Genomic DNA, 22,578 nt, shown 5'->3' on the forward strand with positions numbered 1-22,578 from the left:
AAATGATATGAGAATGAAATCATAAGGTAGAATGTTTGTCATTTGTTTGTTACATCTTCCCGATACTTTTGTCATGAGTTTAAATATATAAGTATATAAATTAGCTAAAAGTATGATTATGAAAAAATTTTACTTGAAATGTGCAGTTGCTATTGTGATAACATGTTTGTGTTTGGGCCAATTGGCGGCTAAAGAGGTAGTGATATTAAGTGAGGATTTTAATGTGATAGCCGCTGATGGTGAGTTTGGGACGAGTGGATCGACAGCTAATGGAAAATTGGATTTGGGAAATTCTGGTTGGTCAGCCGAAAATGGATATGCTGCAGCTGGAGTGGTAAAACTTGGTTCGAGTTCTAAAATGGGAAAATTGGTAACTCCCTCGTTGGAAAAAGCAAAAGCAGGAGCCTTTACGATGACATTTAAAGCATGTACGTGGGACGGAGATAAAACAGATATAAAGATATTGCTGAATGATTTGGAGATAGAAACAGTAACAGGGCTTCCAGAGGTAGACAGTGATGCTGGTAAAATGAAGACATTTACAGTGACTGGAATGTTGACTGGAGCGACAGATAAGATTGCTTTTGTTGCGTCGGCAGCCAATAAAAAGCGTTTTTTTATTGATGATGTGGTAATTACTCAAATAGAAGCGGATGGTACACCTACAATCAGTGCTGTTTCTTCTTTGGATTTTGGTGCAGTGGAGAGTGGTGAGACAAAATCTTTGTCATTGGATATTATAGCATCTGATTTGACAGATGATATTTCAGTTCACTTATCCGATGAAATAAATTTTACTACCTCAGGAGAGTTAACATCTGTTGGTGGGACGTTGACAATCACTTATCGGCCTTCTGCTATGGGAAATCATAAGGCAACCTTGACGTTAACCAGTAGCGGTGCAGAGAGTGTAGAAGTAGAATTGATAGGAACATGTAAGAAATTATCAGCTTCTAATATCGCTGAGTTACGTTCTTTTTATGAGGAAGGAGATAATACTGTATACACATTCAAAGGGACAGCCATAGTAACCTTATCTTCATCATCGAGAAATGTTAAATATATACAAGATGATAGTGGTGCTATATTAATCGATGATGCCAGTGGGATAATTCAGGGTGATTATGTATCTGGAGATGAAATAACATTGATACAAGGTACTTTATCGGAATATTTCGGTATGTTACAATTTGTTCCTATTTCTGATGCTGTAAAAGGGGAGTCAGGAAAAGAGGTGATTGCAGAAGTAAAGAATCCTTCGGAAATCACGGTAGGAGATCAAGGTAAACTAATTCAGGTCAAAGGGGTGGAATTTGTGGAAACCGGAGTCTTTGAAGCTAGTACAAGTTATTCATTGAGTGGCTATGAAAATCTGCCGGTTCGTATACAGTATAATGATTTGGCATGTGTTGGTCAGAATATACCGGTTGGTAAACAGGACATAACGGGAGTTATATTAGTTTATGAGAGAAACGGTGAGCCTCAGACACAATTGGTCCCTGTTGAAATAAAGGCTTCAGAAACAGTTTCGGTGGAGACTGATATGATAGCAGAAACGGAAGTATATGCTGCTAATGGGTTTATATATGTCAAGGGTGCAATCGGGACAGAAATAGAAATTTATGATCAACAAGGAGTTTTAGTACAGAAGGCTCTCTGTGATTCTCAGCAAGTTTCTATTGCTCTTACTAAAGGATTATATATAGTGAAAACTAAAGGAGTGGCTCATAAAGTTGTTCTATTCTGATACTTTGTATGTCAATTGTATGAGAAAGGTAGTTCCAACGTGAGTGGAGCTACTTTTTTTGTGGACGAGTGTACCATCTGTGGCGATACCCGTACCCCGTACCATATTAAAAATGCGTATATTATAATAATGGTCATGAATATAAAATAAGTTGTCCAGTTTTGCCAAGAACCTGAATTCATGAAATATAGTTGTGCTGGAAATTCCAGGAAATTGAATCCGTAACCATATTTTGCAACATATGAGATATAAGATTTCCATAAAAATATGATTAATAGGGCAATAGGACCGAAGTAAATGAAGTGTGCCTCTAAAAATACGATAGGTTTGGCGGTTGCACGTAAGGATGTCTGAACAATTAAAACTTGCAAATCGAAATTGCTCTCACCTTTTACAAGTAGATGGATTATTATATAAACCGAGCTATAAATAACAATAAGAAGGATTCCTGTTAGGATGATAAGCCATTTTTTCCTTTTGATGAAGAAATAAAAGATCATTATACCGAGCATAAAAGCGAATATGTTAGTTTGGAGAGGGTAGTAGCCGAGATGTTTTAGAATAGGATAGTTATAGAAGATAGCTGAAAAAGCTATGATTTCGAGGGTTGTGTTGAGTCGTAATGTGTTGCTGGTTTTAAAAAAGCAGATAAGACTTACAATGACAACCAATATGCATAATATAATCATTGCAGTCATTATCTGGGTGTTGCTTTTGTCCCATCCGAAAATATTGAAGATAGTATTGATAAGAGCAAAAGGGAGTATATGCTGTATTTTGTATGTATTGTATGAGTCACCATTTATCTTTTCACTAAAGGTTTGAGCCATTTCACAATATTCTCTGCTATCCCACCCTGATTGTTTGAAACGGGCTACTTTTTCTCCGGTGAATGTAAATAGTAATATAATCGTAAGGACGGTAACTAGGATGATACGTGTTTGAGTAAATAAGGTTTTAATAAATTATTTATGACAAAAATAGTTATTGAGTATGAAATTTATATTATTTTCCAAAGTTTTTTTGCAGATAAAGTTTGAACAAAAACATTTTAGAATTGTTACACAAAGAGTATGTGTAGGCGAGTCGATGAGGCAGTTGCTATGTAAATGGATAATTGTATATTGCATATGTTTTTAATATAATGAAGATATAGCAAGAATAATTTGTATAATTAACATACGATAAAAAGGAAACATTTTATATATTTGTAGTAGAGGTATAAAAAATTATTATCTGTTTATATTCGAGATAGTATTTTATATTCCTAAATCTTAATGAAAAGCTTGTAATATATGGCGCAGTCAGTTGTATCCCGAAATATTTTTGTCCGCATATTTTATTTTTATCTTAATGGTTTTAGGAGTATGACATTGGGGTGGACTTTATGGGCAATAATATTGATAAAGTTGTTTATCATGTTTTTTATTCTGAAGTTGTTTTTCTTTCCGAATGTTTTGAATACTAATTTTAAGACGGATGCAGAACGTGCTGAGCATGTAAGTAATGAATTGGCATTGCCTATTCCGAATTCTGATAATAAGTAACCTGTAAAAAATAAGAGTATGAATGATTTATTTTCGGTTGTGGATTGGTCTCGGGCACAGTTTGCCTTGACAGCCATGTACCATTGGCTTTTTGTACCACTTACATTAGGCTTGGGGCTTATTGTTTCTATTATGGAGACAATATATTATCGTACTGGGGATGAAAGTTGGAAGAGAATAACTAAATTTTGGATGACGCTTTTTGGCGTAAATTTTGCTATTGGTGTTGCGACTGGTATTATTCTCGAATTCCAGTTCGGAACCAATTGGTCAAATTATAGTTGGTTCGTAGGAGATATATTCGGTGCGCCATTAGCTATTGAAGGTATTATGGCGTTTTTTATGGAATCGACTTTTATTGCGATTATGTTTTTCGGCTGGAATAAGGTAAGTAAGAGAGCTCATCTTGCGGCTACTTGGCTTACAGTAATAGGTGCTACAATCTCTGCATTATGGATATTGGTTGCAAATGCCTGGATGCAATATCCGGTAGGCATGAAATTTAATCCTGATACGGTACGAAATGAAATGTTTAGTTTCTGGGAGGTCGTTTCTTCTCCGGTAGCTGTCAATAAGTTTTTCCATACAGTTACTTCAGGTTGGGTGTTGGGCGGTATATTTGTAATGAGTGTCAGCGCTTGGTATATTTTGAAGAATCGAGAAATGAATCTGGCTAAACGGAGTATGAAAGTCGGTGCATGGGTAGGTCTTGTCGGTATGTTGATTGTCGCTTATACCGGTGATGGCTCGGCATTTCAGGTAGCAGAGAAACAACCGATGAAATTGGCGGCTATGGAGGGCGTTTATCATGGAGAAAAAGGTCAAGGATTAGTTGCTTTTGGTATTCTTAATCCGGAGAAGAAAAGTTATGCTGATAATGAAGATGCTTTTTTGTTTGAGATAAAAGTTCCTAAATTGTTGTCTATTTTGGCTACGCGTCAGGTCGATGGATTTGTTCCTGGAATAAATGATATTATAAATGGTGGGTATGTAATGAAAAATCTGGCCGGGGATGAGATTGTGGCTCCGTCTGTGATGGAAAAAATGGCTAAAGGTAAGAAAGCAGTGGAAGCTCTGAGCGCATATAAAAAAGCACAGAAACAAGGGGATGAAGAAGCCATGATTGCTGCAGGAAAGACCTTGGATGAAAATTATGAATATTTTGGTTACGGATATGTAACAGATCCATCACAAGTGATTCCTCCTGTTCCGTATGTATTTTATGCTTTCCATGTTATGATTACATTGGGATGTTATTTTTTACTGTTGTTTATTGTTGTATTATGGCTCATACGAAAAGATCGTCTATATAAGATGAAATGGATGCTTTGGGTTTGTGTGATTTCGTTGCCTATTGCATATATTTGCCTCGAATCGGGCTGGATTGTCGCAGAAATGGGGCGTCAACCTTGGGTAATAGAGAGTATTATGCCAACATTTGCTGCTATATCAAAAATAGGTGCTGCTAATGTACAAACTACTTTTTGGATGTTTGCCGCATTGTTTACAGTATTATTGATTGCAGAGGTAGGTATTATGGTGAAACAAATTAAAAAAGGAACTGAACAAAAATAGAATATTATGGAACTGAATGAACTTTTTTATCAGCACTATTGGTGGTTTCTTATCTCTCTGTTGGGTGCATTACTCGTTTTTTTGCTTTTTGTTCAGGGAGGGCAGACCTTATTTTCGGCAGTAGCCAAAAAACCGATTGAAAAGACTATGCTCGTAAATTCTTTAGGACGTAAGTGGGAGTTTACGTTTACTACTTTGGTCGTTTTCGGAGGTGCATTTTTTGCATCATTTCCGTTATTTTATTCTACCAGCTTTGGTGGAGCTTATTGGTTATGGATGGCTATATTGTTTAGCTTTATTATACAAGCGGTTTCATATGAATATCGTTCCAAAAAAGGTAATTTATTGGGAACTAAGGTGTATGATATTTTTTTATTAATAAATGGGTTTGTTGGCATTATCTTATTGGGTATCGCTGTGGGAACGTTTTTTACTGGAGCTGATTTTAGAATAGATAAGAATAATTTGATGGATGTATCTATGCCGGTGATTTCGACTTGGCAAAATCCGTCTCATGGTTTGGAGGCCATTGTTGATTGGCGCAATTTGTTGCTGGGCGTTACGGTATTTTTCTTGGCACGTGTACAGGCTTCTCTTTATTTTATGAATAATATAGATGATGATACGATTTATATCCGTTGTCGTCGACAGGTATTGTATAATGCGATTCCGTTTGTGGTTTTGTTTTTGACTTTTGTTGCTGTAACGTTGTTGTCCGATGGTTATGAGTTTGCTGACGGAAGTTCTGAAATATATGTACGACCGTACAAGTATTTCTTTAATTTGGTAGAGATGCCTTGGGTTGCTGTCTTATTTTTGGCAGGTGTAGCAAGTGTCTTATATGCTATAATACGAGCTGCATTTGCAACGAAATGGCGTTTGGGAATATGGTTTAGTGGTATAGGAACGGTGCTTGTGGTGTTGAGCCTGTTTTTTTTGGCTGGATATAATAATACGCCTTATTATCCTTCAGCTACCGATATGCAAAGTTCATTGACTATTTATAATAGTTCATCAAGTTTGTTTACCCTTGAAGTAATGAGTGTTGTATCATTGCTGTTACCATTTGTATTGGGCTATATTTTCTATGCTTGGCGGGCGATGGACCGAGCACCTATTACTGAATTGGAAATGGAGAGTGGAGAACACAAGTATTGATGTATCTAATCATTGAGATAATATAATAAAAGGGGTAATATTAATTACCCCTTTTATTATATTAGGAATAGATTAATAGATAGCTTTCTTACCGGCTAACAAAGTATTACGCATTAATGATACAATAGTCATAGGGCCTACACCTCCCGGAACAGGAGTAATATAGGCGCATTTGGGTGCTACTTCATCAAATTTCACATCACCAGTCAATTTAAAACCTGATTTAGTTTTATCAGAAGGTACCCGTGTAGTACCTACATCTATAACTGTTGCACCTTCTTTAACCATGTCTCCTTTTAGGAATTCTGGTACACCTAAAGCTGCAATGATGATGTCAGCTTGTAAACATATTTCTTTTAGATTTTGGGAATAGCTGTGACATACTGTTACTGTAGCATTTCCGGGGTTACTTTTTTGCATCATCAGCGTGGCTACAGGTTTACCTACGATATTGCTGCGTCCTAATACAACACAGTGTTTGCCTTTGGTCTCTATGTTATAGCGTTTTAGTAATTCCATAATGCCAGCAGGGGTTGCCGATACGAAACATGGCAAGCCGATAGACATACGGCCTACATTTATAGGATGAAAACCATCTACGTCTTTTCGATAGTCTACAGCTTCAATAACTTTTTGCTCTGAAATATGTTTAGGTAAAGGTAACTGTACGATGAACCCGTCAACGTCATCATCTTGGTTGAGCCGTTCGACTTCGGCAAGGAGTTCTTCTTCGGTAACGTCGTTCTCAAAACGGATTAAGGTGGATTTGAAACCGCACTGTTCACACGCTTTTACTTTATGGGCTACATATGTTTCACTTCCTCCGTCATGGCCTACTAAAATAGCAGCCAAATGAGGTATCTTACCACCGGCAGCTTTAATTTCTTCTACTTCTGCCGCAATTTCTTTTTTAATCTGATCGGCAATAGCCTTTCCGTCTATCAATTGCATAATGTATATAATATTTATAATAACAAAACCACCGGTCTCGAATATGCCTTGCTACAGTAGAAGGAAAAGTCTTTTTTTATTTTGTAGCTTGAGTATTTCGGAAGCGGTGGTTTTCATGTTTGACCTTTTATATTAAAATTTTACCGTCTTTTTATTCCTCGCATCATTCGAGCTGGATTTTTTGCTTGTGTTACCATTCGCATCATTTTCCGTGTTTCATCGAATTGTTTAATCAACCGGTTTACTTCTTGAATGGAAGTTCCGCTACCGGCAGCAATACGTTGGCGGCGACTGCCGTTCAATATTTCCGGATTTGTCCGTTCTTTGGGAGTCATGGAGTAGATGATAGCTTCGATACTTTTGAACGCATTATCATCGATATCCATGTCTTTTATTGCTTTGCCTACTCCTGGAATCATTGATGCCAGTTCTTTCAGATTACCCATTTTTTTTATTTGCTGTATCTGACTGATAAAATCATTGAAATCAAACTGATTCTTGGCAATCTTTTTTTGTAGCCGTTTAGCTTCTTCTTCATCATATTGTTCTTGAGCGCGTTCGACAAGAGATACTATATCTCCCATTCCCAATATACGGTCGGCCATACGAGCTGGATGGAAGACATCCAATGCTTCCATTTTTTCACCGGTACCTACAAACTTAATAGGTTTGTTTACAACAGTACGTATAGAGAGCGCGGCACCACCGCGGGTATCACCATCAAGTTTGGTTAAGACGACTCCTGTGAAATCGAGGCGGTCATTAAACTCTTTTGCTGTATTTACAGCATCTTGACCTGTCATAGAGTCTACGACAAACAAGATTTCCTGAGGGTTTACAGCGTCTTTAATAGCTTTGATTTCCTGCATCATCTGTTCATCAATAGCTAAACGACCTGCCGTATCGATTATCACTAAGTCATTACCATCTTGACGGGCTTGTTTTATGGCATTTTGTGCAATTTGTACCGGATTTTTATTCCCTTCTTCTGTATAAACCGGAACTTGTATCTGTTCACCTAATACTTTTAATTGCTCAATGGCAGCCGGACGATATACGTCTCCTGCTACCAGCAACGGCTTCTTTGACCGTTTGTTTTTCATCAGGTTGGCCAATTTACCAGAGAAGGTTGTTTTACCTGAACCTTGTAATCCTGACATTAATATGATAGCTGGATTGCCACTGATTTGTACGTCAACAGCTTCACCTCCCATCAGGGTTGCCAATTCATCATGTACAATTTTGACCATCAATTGTCCGGGTTTTACTGATGTAAGTACATCCATCCCCAGAGCTTTGGCCTTTACAGTATCGGTAAATTGTTTGGCAACTTTATAATTCACATCGGCATCAAGTAATGCGCGGCGTACATCTTTTAATGTTTCTGCTACGTTTATTTCAGTGATTTTGCCTTCACCTTTTAGTATTTTAAACGAGCGTTCAAGTCTGTCACTTAAATTCTCAAACATATATATTTATTTTCCTTTTGATAATCGCATTTTATTTAAAAACACAAAAGTACAAAAAAGCTCGATATTCTCTAAATTTTATATAGAATGAAATAAATAAATTTATTATTGCTATATTCTTCCTTTTGGAGTATGGACTACGGATTTTTTATTATGTTTTGTATCGGTCTGATATATTTTATTATTTGTACAATTATTGATATTGTATGTTCGTTTATATAAAAAGAACAGTTAGAAGACAATATGATGATATTATCCGTTATTGGAAGTATGATTGTTATGGAGTAGATTTCATTAATTGTATTTTGATTATAGTTTGTTTTATTTTAGATGTCAGTCATTGTCAGTATGTTTAGGGTTACCGATTATTTTGTAGGTAGCATATAGAAGGATTGAGAGTTGTTTATCGTGATTTCGGATTTAATTTTGATTATTAAGTAACTGTATCTGACTGTATAAGAAACTTTTTACTTTTATATTATTTATTATAATTAAAGATTAAGTATATTTGAAACGTTTTCTAAATGATTAATTATTAACCATGAACACAGTATTCAGAGAAGTAACGCCATTATCGAGCAAAGATTGTTTTATGATTTTTTCGAGGGAAAAGACAGAATTTACTTTTCCTATACATACTCATGCCGAATGCGAACTCAATTTTATAGAGAATGCTGCCGGTGCAAAACGAATCGTTGGAGATAGTATTGAAGAAATTGGAGATTTGGAATTGACTTTGATTGTGAATCCTAATCTTGAACATGGTTGGACAAATTACAATTGTCACTCGAAGGAGATAAAAGAAATTACGATACAGTTTCATCGTGATTTGCTAAATGACCAGTTGTTGCAGAAAAACCAATTGTGTTCTCTCAGGGAGATGCTTCAAAGAGCGAATTACGGATTGACATTTTCGAGGGAAGCCATTGAACAGATAAAAGAGAGGTTGTATTCTTTATATTCTGAGAGAGAAGGGGCTCATTCAGTGTTTAAACTTTTTGGAATATTATATGATTTATCTTTGGATACATCGATGAGAGAATTGGCCAGCCCGACAATGGAGAGTGATGTTAAAGTGTATAAAAGCCGGCGTATAGAGAAAGCATATAATTATATGTTGGAAAATTATTCTCGCGAGATACATCTTTCAGATGTTGCCGGTTTGGTAGGAATGACAGACGTTTCTTTTAGTCGTTTTTTCAAGAAGCGTACAAGTCGGAGTTTTGTTGATTCGTTGAATGAAATTCGTTTGGGATACGCTACTCGAATGTTGGTCGATACGACTACCAGTATTGCCGAGATTTGTTTCGCCTGTGGTTTCAATAATATATCAAATTTTAACCGGATATTCAAAAAGAAGAAAGGGTGCACACCCAAAGAATTTCGAGAAAATTATACTGAATCCCGTATTTTTTTGTAGTCTTATTTGCTGTATTTTGTAGAGAAAGTATCAGTGTTGGATAATAAAGTATTCTTTTTACAAAATATGTAGGGTTATTTTTGCATCATTAGATAATAATAAATTAAAAAAGGTGTGCAATTATGAGCCGATTGAGACTATTATATAGTTTAGGTACTATTTTTTGTCTTTTAAATTCTCTTATTGCTTTTGGCAAAGGGGGCGAGAGCAAAAATATTTCGAGTGTCTCAGTTATTAAACTGAAAGATTTACGGTGCGAGTATTTGGATAGTCCGTTAGGAATAGATGTTCGCCAACCGCGTTTGAGTTGGAAAATGCAGGTTCCAACAGCCGTTCGAGGGAAAAAACAAACAGCTTATGAGATTTTGGTGGCAAGTTCATCGGAATTATTACGGCGAGATAAAGGAGATTTATGGAATAGTGGATGTGTCGTTTCAGATGAGTCGGTCAATATAGTATATAAAGGAAAATCTTTAGAATCAAATCAAAAGTGTTTTTGGAAAGTTCGCATATGTGACGAGCAAGGTAACTGGTCCGCTTGGAGCTCTCCTGGGTTTTGGCGTATGGGATTATTTCCAGATAACTGGTCGGGTCGATGGATCGGGTGTGAGTTGATGGAACGACAAAGTGTCGGTGGACAAAAAATAGATAACAAAATGTCTGACCCATGGTTCCGTAAAACGTTTGATTTGCCGGAAAAAGTTCAGGATGCTATTATATATGTAGCGTCTATCGGTTATCATGAGTTGTATGTTAATGGCCGGAAAGTAGGAGATGCCGTTCTTTCACCTTCGGTTACCGACCATAAATCCCGTGCACGTTATATGACGTATGATATTACGCAATATCTAAATTCAGGCGAAAATGTGATAGCTTTATGGCTGGGAGTTTCATGGTCGATATTTCCGGCCTATCAGCGTGCAGGGGAGCCCGCCATACCTATGGCCTTGGTTCAGACGGAGATGGCATTCTTATCTGGAGAAAAACAACGGATTGTTTCTGATGAAACTTGGAAGGTACATGCCAGTCCCAATACCTTGATTGGCTATTGGGAAGCGCATCATTTTGGTGGAGAGTTTTATGATGCTTCATTAGAAAAGCCGGGTTGGAATACTATAGGGTTTGATGATACTGATTGGTCGCAAGCTAAGGTTTATGAGCCTAAAATTATTGTATCTGCGGATAAAACAGAACCGAATCGTTTGGTAAAAGAAATAAAACCTCTCTCTGTCAGCGAAATATCTCCGGGTACATATAGGGTTGATATGGGAATAAATTATGCCGGATGGTTTGAAATGAGATTTAATGGTCAGCCCGGTGATTCTGTTGTATTTCAGTTTTCTGAAAGAGAAAATGATACTGTAAGTTTTGGTATACATAGCATTTATAAAATAGGTCCTGCCGGAGAAGGGAAATTTTGTAACCGTTTTAATTACATGACCGGTCGTTGGGTGCAGGTAAGCGGTTTACGATCGAAGCCGGAGTTGAAAGATATCCGAGGATGGTTGATTCGTCCTGATTATCAGCGTACAGGCAGTTTTGAATGTGATATACCTCTTTTGAATGATATATATAATACGACTTTGTGGACTTTTGAGAACTTGAGTTTAGGGAACTATGTCGTTGATTGTCCACATCGGGAACGTTGTGGTTATGGTGGGGATGCTTTGGCTACCACGCGTACAGCATTGGGCAATTATGACTTAGGGGCATTTTATTATAAATGGATGGAGGATTGGAGAGATGTGCAGGTAGAAGATGGAAATGTTCCTTATACGGCACCTACTCGAATTGGAGGAGGTGGGCCTTCATGGAGTGGTTATTGTATTACATTACCTTGGGAGATATATCGGCAATATGGAGACGAACGTGTTCTTTCCGAGAGTTTTCCGATGATAAAGAAATGGCTTGGTTTTGTAGAGACACATTCTCGCGATGATATGTTGGTTCGGTGGGGAGGTAAATGGAGTTTTCTAGGTGATTGGCTTTGGCCTGCGGCTTGGCCGGAACGTAAAGCTATGGAAAAGCAAGGAAAAGCGCTTGGTGATACTCGGGAGACTTTGTTTTTCAATAACTGTCATTGGATTTATAGCCTTGAGACAGCGGCTTCTATCGCAGATATATTGGGTGATGTGGATACTGCAAAGAGTTACCGGAAAAGAGCATCTCAAGTGCGTAAGGCTGTACACGCAACTTTCTTTAATGCTACAGACAATAGTTATGTAAATGGTTACCCCGCATATCTGGCTATGGCAATAATGGTAAATTTACCACCTCAGGATTTGAAAGATAAAGTTTGGAAACGACTCGAACATGAAATTCTTATAAATCGTAAAGGTCATTTCTGGGGAGGTATTACGGCTGGTTCATTTTTGTTTCATACTTTATTAGATAGTGGACGTAATGACCTTATATATGAAATGGCAACAAAAGAAGATTTTCCAAGTTGGGGATATATGTTGAAATGTGGAAACGGGACTTTTTTTGAGGATTGGGAGTGTCGAGGTTCTGCTTTGCATAGTTCTTATTTATATGTTGGTAGTTGGTTTATTGAAGCATTAGGAGGAATACAGCGGCCAGAAGCAGGATTCAAACATTTTGTTATTGCACCTTGGATTACACCTGAAGGTCCGAAACGGGTGAAGTCTCGTTATGATTCTATGTATGGAGATATTATATCTGAGTGGACTCTCGAAGGAAAAGCTTTGGATATGCAGGTAGTAGTGCCACCTAATACGACTGCCGTCTTGAAGTTACCTGGAGTTAGTGGTTCTTCTGTAAAAGAAAATGGTCGTAGTTGGACTCATTCTGAAGGTATAGAATTAGTATCCCCAAAAGACCATGTTACGTCTTTTTTGTTGCAACCTGGTGTTTATCGCTTTTCTGCCATTATGGACATGTTGAATTAAGATTTGGATATTTAATAAGTGATGGTAATATAGAAATTCATATTTCTTAGTTTTTAAAGGCTAGGAAATATGAATTTTTTGCTGATGAAATAAATATGTACCTTTTACACTTTTAACTTTTGCCTTATATGATGTTAACTGTTCTTATTTTGAATATTTGGTTTTAAAATTTATTTTTGTTCTTAATCATTGTCGGAATTTATTAATAGCTATTTATCACATTTGTTATTATGGATAATATAATATATGGAATGATGTTTGTTTCTAAAGGAATAGATAATGAAAACGAGATAAAAAAATATAATAGATAGGATAAAAAAGTATTGCTCAATAATATTTTGTACAGAAAGTACAAGTTTTGGATAATAAAGTATTTTTCTTGCCGTAATTCAACGTGTATATTTGTAACTATAATACAAATATGATATTGTTAGAAAATAATATGGATGGTATGAGTCTTCTTTTTGATCAACGATTGAAAGAGATTACGCAGGAACATGAGATGTTGTTGAGACGTAAGAACGAACCGATTAGACCAGGTAATGGTATTTACATGCGTTATAAATATCCGGTTTTAACGGCAGCGCATGCGCCTTTGGAATGGAGATATGATTTTGATCCGGAAAAGAATCCGTATTTAATGGAGCGGTTTGGAATAAATGGAACATTTAATGCCGGAGCTATAAAATGGAATGGTAAGTATGTGATGATGGTTAGGGTAGAGGGGAATGACCGGAAATCTTTTTTTGCTATGGCGGAAAGCCCAAATGGGATAGATAATTTCCGTTTTGCCGATTATCCGGTTGTTATCCCCGAAACGGAAAAACCAGATGTAAATGTATATGATATGCGATTGACAGCACATGAAGATGGTTGGGTATATGGTATTTTCTGTACTGAACGGAAAGACCCGGATGCTCCGGCAGGAGATTTGTCTTCAGCTGTCGCTGCCGCTGGAATAGTTCGTTCTAAAGATTTGAAAAACTGGGAACGTTTACCGGATTTGAAGTCGAAGAGTCAACAGCGCAACGTTGTATTGCATCCGGAGTTTGTGAATGGGAAATATGCTTTGTATACGCGTCCTCAAGACGGCTTCATTGATGCCGGTAGTGGTGGAGGTATCGGTTGGGCATTGGTTGATAGTATGGAAAATGCGGAAGTTAAAGAAGAGAAAATTATTAATTTCAGGTATTACCATACAATAAAAGAGTTGAAAAATGGAGAAGGGCCTCATCCGTTAAAGACTTCGAAAGGTTGGTTGCATATGGCTCATGGTGTGAGAGGTTGTGCTGCAGGTCTGAGATATGTGCTATATTTGTATTTGACAGACTTGAAGCATCCGGATAAATTAATAGCCGAGCCCGCTGGCTATTTTATGGCACCCTTGGGTAGTGAACGTGTAGGGGATGTATCGAATGTGTTGTTTTGTAATGGTTGGATATTGGATGATGATGGTACAGTATTTATTTATTATGCTTCAAGTGATACACGTATGCATGTTGCAGTGTCTACAGTAGACCGTTTGTTGGATTATTGTATCAACACAAAATCTGATGGATTGCGTTCGATGACTTCTGTACAGACTTTGTGTGCATTGATAGATAAAAATATGACAAATAAAGAAGAAGTATTGACGGAGAAGCTTTAGTCTTTTGTGTGTAATAGGGTAATGAAAGATTTTAAATGTAAGCAAATATAAAAGAGAAATTCATCACATTGTAACAGATATATAATTGATAAATATTAAGAGTCCATGAAGAATATATGTTTGATAGGAATGATTATGCTTGTTTGTTTCTCATGTAAGACGACCCGGAAAGAGAGGATGCCGGTAGATTCTCAGGCTACACAGGAAACGGTGGCCTTGTATAACCGGTTGTTTGACTTGATGGAGAAAGGGATTATGTTGGGTCACCAGGATGACCCGTTATATGGACATGGTTGGTATGGGGAAGATGGCAGGTCTGATGTTAAGAGTATGACAGGTGATTATCCTGCCATGTTCGGATTTGAGTTGGGACATATAGAGTTAGGGGCAGAATATAGCCTTGACTCGGTGTATTTTAGTCAAATAAAAAAATATGTACGGGAACACCATGCTCGGGGAGGAATTTCTTCATTTAGTTGGCATGCTGATAACATTGCTACGGGAAATTCTACTTGGGATTGTGCCCAGGATACAGTGGTTCGTTCTATTTTGCCGGGAGGTAGCCTTCATAGTAACTATTTGGTGTGGTTGGACCGTTTAGGAGATTTCTTTTTAGATTTAAAAGATGATAAGGGGGTATACATTCCTGTTATTTTCCGTATGTATCATGAACATACTGGAGATTGGTTTTGGTGGAGCAGTAAACAATCTACTCCCGATGAGTATAAACAGTTATGGGTAATGACAAGTGATTATTTACGAAATAAGAAAGGCGTACATAATTTGTTATATGCTTATTCTTCTTCTAATGTACAGAGTAAGGAACATTATCTCGAACGTTATCCGGGTGATGAGTATGTCGATATTTTGGGTTTTGATCATTATCTAAAAGGCCGTAGTGAAGAGAATGTAGACCAATATAAGATTGATTTTGAGAGGAATATACAGATTGTGACAGATTATGCAGTCCAGTCCGGAAAGCTTCCAGTGGTAGGTGAGACTGGAGAAGAATCAATTTGGGATACTTCTTATTTTACGAGTATTGTCTATCCAATTATCAGCAAGTATAAATTGGGTTGGATACTTTTTTGGCGTAATGCTTGGGAGCTGGATAAACCAAACCATTATTATTTACCTTTTCCCGGACATCCGTCAGAAGCTGATTTTAAGAAATTCGTTGAAAAACCTTTGATATTGATGAATTCTAATATATAAATAAAATACAAAATAAATTGTAAACGTAAGTGTTTAATCTTTAAAATTTAAAATTATGAAAAATGTTTTCTACAAAAGTATGTCTTTGGCAATATCAACAATGATGTTGTCGGTGAGTGCAAGTGCACAGTTTGCCGGGGGAACGGGATCAGAAAGTGATCCATATATTATAGAAACGGCGGAACAACTAAATGAGGTACGTAATTATCTGGATGGAAATCATTTTCGCTTGAATGCGGATATTGATTTGACAGATTATCTTACTGCTAATTCTGCAGAAAGTGGATGGAACCCTATAGGTGCTGCACCTGAAACAGGTATTACAGGTTCTTTTGATGGTAATGGTCATGTAATTTCAGGGTTTTACATTAATAGACCTCAACTCGAAAATGTAGGGCTGTTCGGATGTGTGAAATCGAGTGGTAAATTCGGTGTAAAAAAGTTAGGCTTGATTGTTGCTGACGGTAAAGAAGTTAGAGGTTTGAATAATGTCGGCGGTATCCTTGGGCAGGTTCCTTATACGGGACAAACCATTACAATGTCGGAATGTTTCGTTATCGGTGATATATATGCAGTTGGTGATGGACAGAAGACCGGTACTGCTGGTCCTATTATCGCTATGACTTCAGCTTTGGGCCGTATAGAAGTGATAAACTGTTATACAGCAGGTAAAGTATATGCTTTTGCTAAAGCAGGAGGATTGGTAGGTCAAGGATACAGAGGCATCAAAATAGAGACGTCTTATTCTGTTTGCGAAGTAGAAGCTGGTACTAGTGCTGCAGAATCTAAGGCTGGAGGTCTTATTGGAGAATGTGGTTTCCCTAATGGTTCTCCAATCCGTCATGATGTAATTGCTTCTATTGCATTGAATCCTTCAGTAAAAGCTCCTAATTCTCCTGCTGCTAACGTGGGACGTTTGGTTGGATATGAAAAACCTGAGAATGGAACTCCATATACTTATGAATATGCATATGCTTGGGCTGATATGCCGGTGAATGGAGCGGTAGTTACTGGCGGTCTTGATACAAATAAAAATGGGTTGAACCAATCATCGGAAGAGGTAGTAAAAGAAGATGTATATTTTGGTGATGATTATTTGTTCTGGGACCCTGCAGTTTGGACGATGGGCAATGGTGATTATCAATTACCTATTTTGAATGTTTTTGCTGAAGATAAGCAACCTACAACTAAAGTTGCTCATTTACCGGGAGAAACCTCTGGCATCATATTGGCAGCGGCAGATGATATATGTGTGTATCCAACGGTAACAACAGGTAAAGTGTCGATTGTCAATAAAGTTGATGGATCTGAAGTTTCAGTATATGACTTGACAGGAAAACTTGTGATGACAAGCTTTGACTCAGAGTTGAATATATCTTCTTTAAATGCAGGTATATATTTGCTGAGTGTTGATGGGCAAGTTGTTAAGATTGTGAAAGAATAAGCTTTGAATAGGGCAAGAGTGGAAAAACGAATAGCAAAAGATATTTTTCACTCTTGTCTTTCTACTCTTAACTATTTGAGAATAATATTAATTAAAAAAAATAACATGATTAAGTCTGCAAAAACAGATGTATCTGGTCTTGTAAAACTAAAGAGACGGATTACTGCATTAATGGCTGTGTTAATGCTGATGTGTTTGTCATCGGCGTTTGCCCAAGGGTCGAAGAAGGTAACAGGTACAGTAAATGATGCCGCCGGGGAGCCGATGATAGGGGTGAGTATTGTTGTGAAGGGTACTACGGTTGGTACAGTAACCGATATCGACGGGAAGTATTCAATAAATATTCCTGCTGGAAATAAAAATTCAACTTTAGTTTTTACTTATATTGGTTATTTGAAGCAGGAAGTGCCTACAAATGGGAAAAGTTTGGTAAACGTTGTCTTGAAAGAGGATAATCAGACTCTTGACGAGGTTGNGTACAAAAACGTGTGAATATGACGGGTTCTGTAGCTTCGGTAAAAGCGGAAGAGATGACAACTATGCCGGTTGCCAATGTTTCCAATGCATTAGGAGGCCGAGTTTCAGGTCTGGTTACTCAGCAGGCGTCTGGGGAGCCGGGAAATGATGCTTCTACATTATATCTTCGAGGTAATAAGAATCCTCTCGTGTTGGTCGATGGTATCGAAAGCGATTATAATATGATCAATATGGAGGAAGTTGAGTCTGTAACTTTATTAAAAGATGCATCGGCGGTAGCACCTTATGGATTGAAGGGCGCCAATGGTGTTGTTTTGATTACTACAAAACGAGGAAGTAACTCGCAAGGAAAAATAACATTGAATTATAATGGAGAGTTCGGTTGGCAGAAACCTACTAATACTCCTGAATTTATGAATGCAGCTGACGGGCTGCGATTGAAAAAGAAAGCGTATGAAATGGATGGTATGATGGATGAAGCCAATGCCATTACAGAAGAAATACTTGCAGCACACGAACAAGGAACTGATGCTTACCCGAATACCGATTGGGTAAAAAATTATATGAACACCTCTACCAGCCAGAAACATAATATTGTACTTAACGGGGGTAATGATTTGATAAGAGCTTATGTCGCTTTGGGATATATGAAGCAAGGCAGTATGTTTAGCGACGACCAATATTACCGTCGTTATAATGTACGAACCAATCTTGATTTGAAGCCGACCAAAACGACTACTATTTCTGCAGATTTAGGTCTTGTTTTTGACCGTAAAAGGACTAATTCGGCATCTGCCGGATCGGCGATGACCAATATTTACCGGGCAAAGGCTACGGAAGCTGATGTGTATAGTAACGGATTGCCTGCTTTTCAGTCATCTATTGGTAGTAGTATGTATCAGACAATATATGGAGGCGGAGAAAAGCGTAATGAAAACAATTATCAGAATATAAGTTTATCGGTAAATCAAGAGTTACCTTTTTTAGAAGGTTTGTCTGTGAAAGGATTGTTCAATATGAACCGTAAAGATACACATAGTAAAAATTGGGGATATCCTTATGAGTATTATGTATATGATGCGGCTAATGATAAGTACAATAAGTCGGAACTTCAGACAGATGAGGAGTTGTCCCAATCGTCTAAAATAAAAGCTTATTATACTGTACAGGCATATTTGAATTATGCGAACTCATTTGGTGACCATAATATTTCGGGACTCTTTGTTTATGAACGTCGTTGGGGTGGAACCAAACTTGATTATAGTGCTCGTCGTGTAGGCTTTGATGTTTTGATTCCCGAATTGAATATGGGTTCTAAAGATAATCAGTACAATTCAGGTACTTCATCTGCTGAGGCTCAAGACGGTTTCGTATTTCGTGTTAATTATGATTATGCACAAAAATATTTAGTAGAGCTGGCCGGACGTTATGACCGTACTTACCAGTATGCTCCCGGTAGTAGAGCTGCATTCTTTCCGTCTATATCGTTAGGATGGCGTATTTCTGAAGAGTCGTTTATGCGTGATATAAATATTATAGATAATTTGAAATTTAGGGTTTCTTATGGGAAATCGGGTAATCCGGTAGGTAATCCTTTCCAATGGAGTCCTACTTACACGATAGGTGATGGTTATGTATGGGGGACGGGAACTCAGACGACAGTTTCGGGATTGTATGAAAGTGCAGAGCCTAATCCGTATTTGACATGGGAAAGTGTATTGAAAGCTAATGTCGGATTTGACTTGTCAATGTGGAACGGATTGTTAGGAGTAGAGTTCGATGTATATCGTGATTATCGGAAAGACAAAATTATTGTTCCGACTGATGATTTCCCTACTGAATATGGTATTAAACCTTCTCAATATAATGCCGGAAAGGAAGAACGTTATGGAGTGGACCTTACTGTTACCAACCATACGAGAATAAATGAAAATTTCTCAATTGATAATTCGTTCGTTTTTGGATTTTCTCGTGATAGACAGATAGATATTGCCGAATCGATGGGAACCTATAGTATTCCGCGTTTCAGACGTACCGGTAAATCTGCATCGCAGTTGAGAGGATATATTGCCGAGGGATTGTTTGCCAGTCAAGAAGAAATAGATAATTGGGCATATCAGAGTGCGTCGACTCGTCCTGGGGATATTAAATATCGTGATATAAACGGAGATGGGAAAATTGATAATGAAGATGAAACTGTTATTGGTCGTACCCGTGTACCGGAGATTATGTATGGCTATACGCTTGGTATCAAATTTAAAAATTTTGATTTGAACTTATTTTTACAAGGTACAGGACATTCTGATTTTTATATGGGGCAGGATGCCAGCGGTTCGTCTGACCGAGGAGTACGTTTCCCATTCAAAAATGACAAGCCTCGTGAAGACCATATAAATTCTTGGACGGTAGATAATCCTAATCCGAATGCTAAATATCCGCGTTTGTCTACGATTGAAGGTATGAATTATACAACTTCTTCATTTTGGGTAGTAAATACGGCATATTTGAAATTGAAATCTTTGGAGTTGGGATATAATTTCGAGCAGCGGTTGTTGCGAAAAATTCATGTAGATAAATTGAGGTTATACCTGAATTTCTATAATCTGTGGACTATCTATTCGGCTATGCCGAGAGATTTTGATGTGGAAAACCAAAATTATAATGCTTATCCACAACAGTTTATAACTTCATTGGGTGTTAATATAACATTTTAACAGGAAAAGATTATGAAAAAGATGATGATATTAGCCGTAGTCGGGGTAGGTATTTTATTTAATTCTTGTACCGATTTTATGGATATAGAATCCAGGACGGCAATTACAGATGAGGCTGTTTGGTCAAGTAAATCGGCCACCGGGCTGTATGTGAATGAAACGTATAATAAAACATTGAAAGGACCTTTGTATTGTATGGCTAAAGGAATTCGCGATTGGTATTCTTTTGACCATGCTTGGACGGATGATATGGGTATTTCGGGATTTATTTCATTGTCGGAGTTCAGTTTTACGGCAGCTACGATTCCTGAACCTTTCAAAAGTCGTTGGGATGCCCTTTATGAAAATATTCGTAGGACAAATCTTGGGTTGGAGAAAATTGCAGCTTCTGAAGTATTGTCTGAGGCTGAAAAAGAGCGTTTCTTGGGGGATATGTATTTCCTTCGTGCTCTGAATTATTTAGAACTTTGGCGTTTTTGGGGTGGAGTACCTTTGGTAAAAAAGGCTTTGAATAAAGAAGTTGATGATATTTATTATGAGAGGAGCACTTCGGAGGAGACTATGAAATTTATTATAGAGGATTTTGGGGAAGCTGCCAGACGCTTGCCTAAGCGTTCGGAACTTCCAGCAGAGGAGTATGGTCGGGCTACTAAGGGGGCGGCTGTAGGTTTTCAGGCTGTAACTTATTTGCATGCAGCGGGAGTAATCGATGCTAAATATTATGAGGATGCAGCTAATACAGCAGATATATTGATTAATGGAGAACTAAAAGGTGAGTATAGGCTGTTCCGGGAAAATGACGGAGATCCTAACGAGAAGTCTACAACAAAGAAGTTGAGTAAAAAGGCCGAGAATTTTGCCAATTTATTTTTAGAAGCGTATGAAGGTAATGAAGAAGTAATTTTTGACGTGCAGTATAAAAATCCGGAGCGTCATCAGGAGGGATATCAGACTATTGCAGCTCCTGGATATCCGGGAGTAGGTAGTGATTATGGATGGGGAAATTCGAATCCGTCTCAAATGTTGGTAGATGCTTTTGAAATGCAGGATGGTACCCCATTTGATTGGAATGACCCGGAAAAGGCTGCCCATCCTTATGAAAATCGGGATGCCCGTTTCTATGCTTCCATATTGTATGATGGTGTTGTGTGGAAGGATTCGACACTTTCACTTAGCACTAATCGGTACGTTTGGGATGAGAATGATAGGAGAAAGTGGAAGAATGTAACAGATAATTTACCGAATGGTATGTATTGCTCAAAAGTAGAATGTACTAAAACCGGCTATTTTATCCGTAAACATCAGAATGAAGCTGTAAGTTGCGGTACAAAAAATAGATATTTGAACAGAGATGGTGAAGGAGGAAATCTCATTGTATTGCGTTATGCTGAAATATTGTTGACTTATGCGGAAGCGAAGAATGAATTCTCAGGACCAGATCAATCTGTATATGATGCTATCAACCATGTGCGTCGTCGTGCCGGACAACCGGAAATATCGGGATTGGGACAAGCGGAATTGAGAGAGCGTATTCGCAATGAGCGTCGGGTAGAGTTGGCGTTTGAGAATAAACGTTATTTCGATATTATGCGTTGGCGAATTGGAGACAAAGTCCTTGTAGGTCCTTTCTATAAGATGGAAATTACTTATCAAAGACCGGCAGAGATGGTACCTACGGCAGTTTCTGTACCGAGTTATAATCCGCGGGCAGTATATTTTACGAGAATTTTCGATTCGCAGAAAAATTATCTCTTACCTATACCGCAACATGCGATAAGTCGTAATCCCAAACTGGCAGGACATCAAAATCCAGGGTGGTAATAATTTATAAATGAAAAAAGGAAAGACTTATGAAAAAGTTGATATATATATTATTTGTTGCTTTATTGTCTGTTACGGCCGGATGCTCTAAAATCGATTATGAAATAAACGATGCGTATGAGACGGCAAATATAACAGGGATAACTATTTATGCAACAAGCGAAAATCCTGTAAATATTATCGAGTCTTTTGAGATAGATATGGAAAATGCTGTCGTTGAGGCTTTTGTCCCAGAAGGAACCGATTTGACTCATCTTAGACTGGTATTGACTATATCTACCGGAGCGACCATAACTCCGGCATTAAGTGGTTTCACGGATCTTTCTACTCCAAAGGAATATACAGTGATATCTCCGAATGGAATTAAACAGATGAAGTGGAGTGTCGTCGTTGCTGAAACGCTTCCTTGAAAGTGGAAATATAGAGAATAATGAGATGACTGTTATTAACAGATGTAGAATGTCATATTTTTATTAGTAGCTG

At 37.6% G+C, this 22,578-nt stretch carries 16 protein-coding genes; 13 read left to right on the plus strand and 3 right to left on the minus strand.

All coding sequences use genetic code 11. The features are described 5' to 3' along the window. Positions 1–118 precede the first annotated feature (118 nt). The gene (locus BN2628_RS15045) at positions 119–1,747 is read left to right on the plus strand and encodes a DUF6383 domain-containing protein (protein WP_154668483.1); all 1,629 of its coding nucleotides are present in this window, start codon (positions 119–121) and stop codon (positions 1,745–1,747) included. A gap of 11 nt (positions 1,748–1,758) precedes the next feature. Here BN2628_RS15045 and BN2628_RS15050 read toward each other — a convergent pair whose 3' ends face one another. Further along, entirely contained in the window at positions 1,759–2,577 is an 819-nt protein-coding gene (locus tag BN2628_RS15050) for a hypothetical protein (RefSeq protein ID WP_044227381.1), read from the minus strand. A 465-nt stretch (positions 2,578–3,042) separates the two neighbouring features. Between BN2628_RS15050 and BN2628_RS15055 the strand changes: the two genes are divergently transcribed. Genes BN2628_RS15055 through BN2628_RS15065 form a run of 3 tightly spaced genes read left to right on the plus strand, consistent with a single transcriptional unit; the run spans position 3,043 to position 6,027 of the window. Next, positions 3,043–3,294, plus strand: coding sequence for a DUF4492 domain-containing protein (locus BN2628_RS15055; RefSeq protein WP_044227379.1), 252 nt, complete (start codon positions 3,043–3,045; stop codon positions 3,292–3,294). 18 nt (positions 3,295–3,312) lie between these two features. Then, positions 3,313–4,869: a cytochrome ubiquinol oxidase subunit I gene (locus BN2628_RS15060; protein ID WP_021930788.1), complete on the plus strand. Its 1,557-nt coding sequence runs from the start codon at positions 3,313–3,315 to the stop codon at positions 4,867–4,869. A gap of 6 nt (positions 4,870–4,875) precedes the next feature. Then, complete coding sequence (locus BN2628_RS15065) at positions 4,876–6,027, plus strand: cytochrome d ubiquinol oxidase subunit II (RefSeq protein ID WP_055098653.1); 1,152 nt, start codon at positions 4,876–4,878, stop codon at positions 6,025–6,027. A gap of 72 nt (positions 6,028–6,099) precedes the next feature. Here BN2628_RS15065 and folD read toward each other — a convergent pair whose 3' ends face one another. After that, positions 6,100–6,978, minus strand: a complete 879-nt coding sequence (gene folD / locus BN2628_RS15070; protein WP_021930790.1) for a bifunctional methylenetetrahydrofolate dehydrogenase/methenyltetrahydrofolate cyclohydrolase FolD — start codon at positions 6,976–6,978, stop codon at positions 6,100–6,102. 140 nt (positions 6,979–7,118) lie between these two features. Further along, entirely contained in the window at positions 7,119–8,447 is a 1,329-nt protein-coding gene (ffh, locus tag BN2628_RS15075) for a signal recognition particle protein (protein WP_021930791.1), read from the minus strand. A 541-nt stretch (positions 8,448–8,988) separates the two neighbouring features. Between ffh and BN2628_RS15080 the strand changes: the two genes are divergently transcribed. The 9 genes from BN2628_RS15080 to BN2628_RS15115 all read left to right on the plus strand — a co-directional run bounded on the left by BN2628_RS15080 (position 8,989) and on the right by BN2628_RS15115 (position 22,505). Further along, a complete protein-coding gene (locus BN2628_RS15080; protein WP_044227370.1) occupies positions 8,989–9,867 on the plus strand; it encodes an AraC family transcriptional regulator in 879 nt (292 codons plus the stop codon). A 119-nt stretch (positions 9,868–9,986) separates the two neighbouring features. Beyond that, positions 9,987–12,776 (plus strand): family 78 glycoside hydrolase catalytic domain, encoded by a 2,790-nt coding sequence (locus BN2628_RS15085; RefSeq protein WP_055098654.1) that lies wholly within the window; start codon positions 9,987–9,989, stop codon positions 12,774–12,776. Positions 12,777–13,227: 451 nt separating this feature from the next. Continuing rightward, positions 13,228–14,424 (plus strand): glycoside hydrolase family 130 protein, encoded by a 1,197-nt coding sequence (locus BN2628_RS15090; protein WP_055100456.1) that lies wholly within the window; start codon positions 13,228–13,230, stop codon positions 14,422–14,424. Positions 14,425–14,529: 105 nt separating this feature from the next. After that, positions 14,530–15,639: a glycoside hydrolase family 26 protein gene (locus tag BN2628_RS15095; protein ID WP_055098655.1), complete on the plus strand. Its 1,110-nt coding sequence runs from the start codon at positions 14,530–14,532 to the stop codon at positions 15,637–15,639. Between the two features lie 55 nt (positions 15,640–15,694). Further along, entirely contained in the window at positions 15,695–17,083 is a 1,389-nt protein-coding gene (locus BN2628_RS15100; RefSeq protein WP_257606508.1) for a T9SS type A sorting domain-containing protein, read from the plus strand. Between the two features lie 105 nt (positions 17,084–17,188). Next, on the plus strand, positions 17,189–17,575 hold the full coding sequence (locus tag BN2628_RS17665) for a carboxypeptidase-like regulatory domain-containing protein (RefSeq protein WP_257606509.1): 387 nt from the start codon (positions 17,189–17,191) through the stop codon (positions 17,573–17,575). Between the two features lie 2 nt (positions 17,576–17,577). Then, positions 17,578–20,274: a SusC/RagA family TonB-linked outer membrane protein gene (locus tag BN2628_RS15105; RefSeq protein WP_257606510.1), complete on the plus strand. Its 2,697-nt coding sequence runs from the start codon at positions 17,578–17,580 to the stop codon at positions 20,272–20,274. A gap of 12 nt (positions 20,275–20,286) precedes the next feature. Beyond that, positions 20,287–22,095, plus strand: coding sequence for a RagB/SusD family nutrient uptake outer membrane protein (locus BN2628_RS15110; RefSeq protein WP_055098656.1), 1,809 nt, complete (start codon positions 20,287–20,289; stop codon positions 22,093–22,095). A 29-nt stretch (positions 22,096–22,124) separates the two neighbouring features. Further along, a complete protein-coding gene (locus tag BN2628_RS15115; RefSeq protein ID WP_055098657.1) occupies positions 22,125–22,505 on the plus strand; it encodes a hypothetical protein in 381 nt (126 codons plus the stop codon). Positions 22,506–22,578: the final 73 nt, after the last annotated feature.

Source organism: Gabonia massiliensis, from assembly GCF_001403595.1.
In the GTDB taxonomy this organism is placed as follows: Bacteria; Bacteroidota; Bacteroidia; order Bacteroidales; family Coprobacteraceae; genus Coprobacter; species Coprobacter secundus.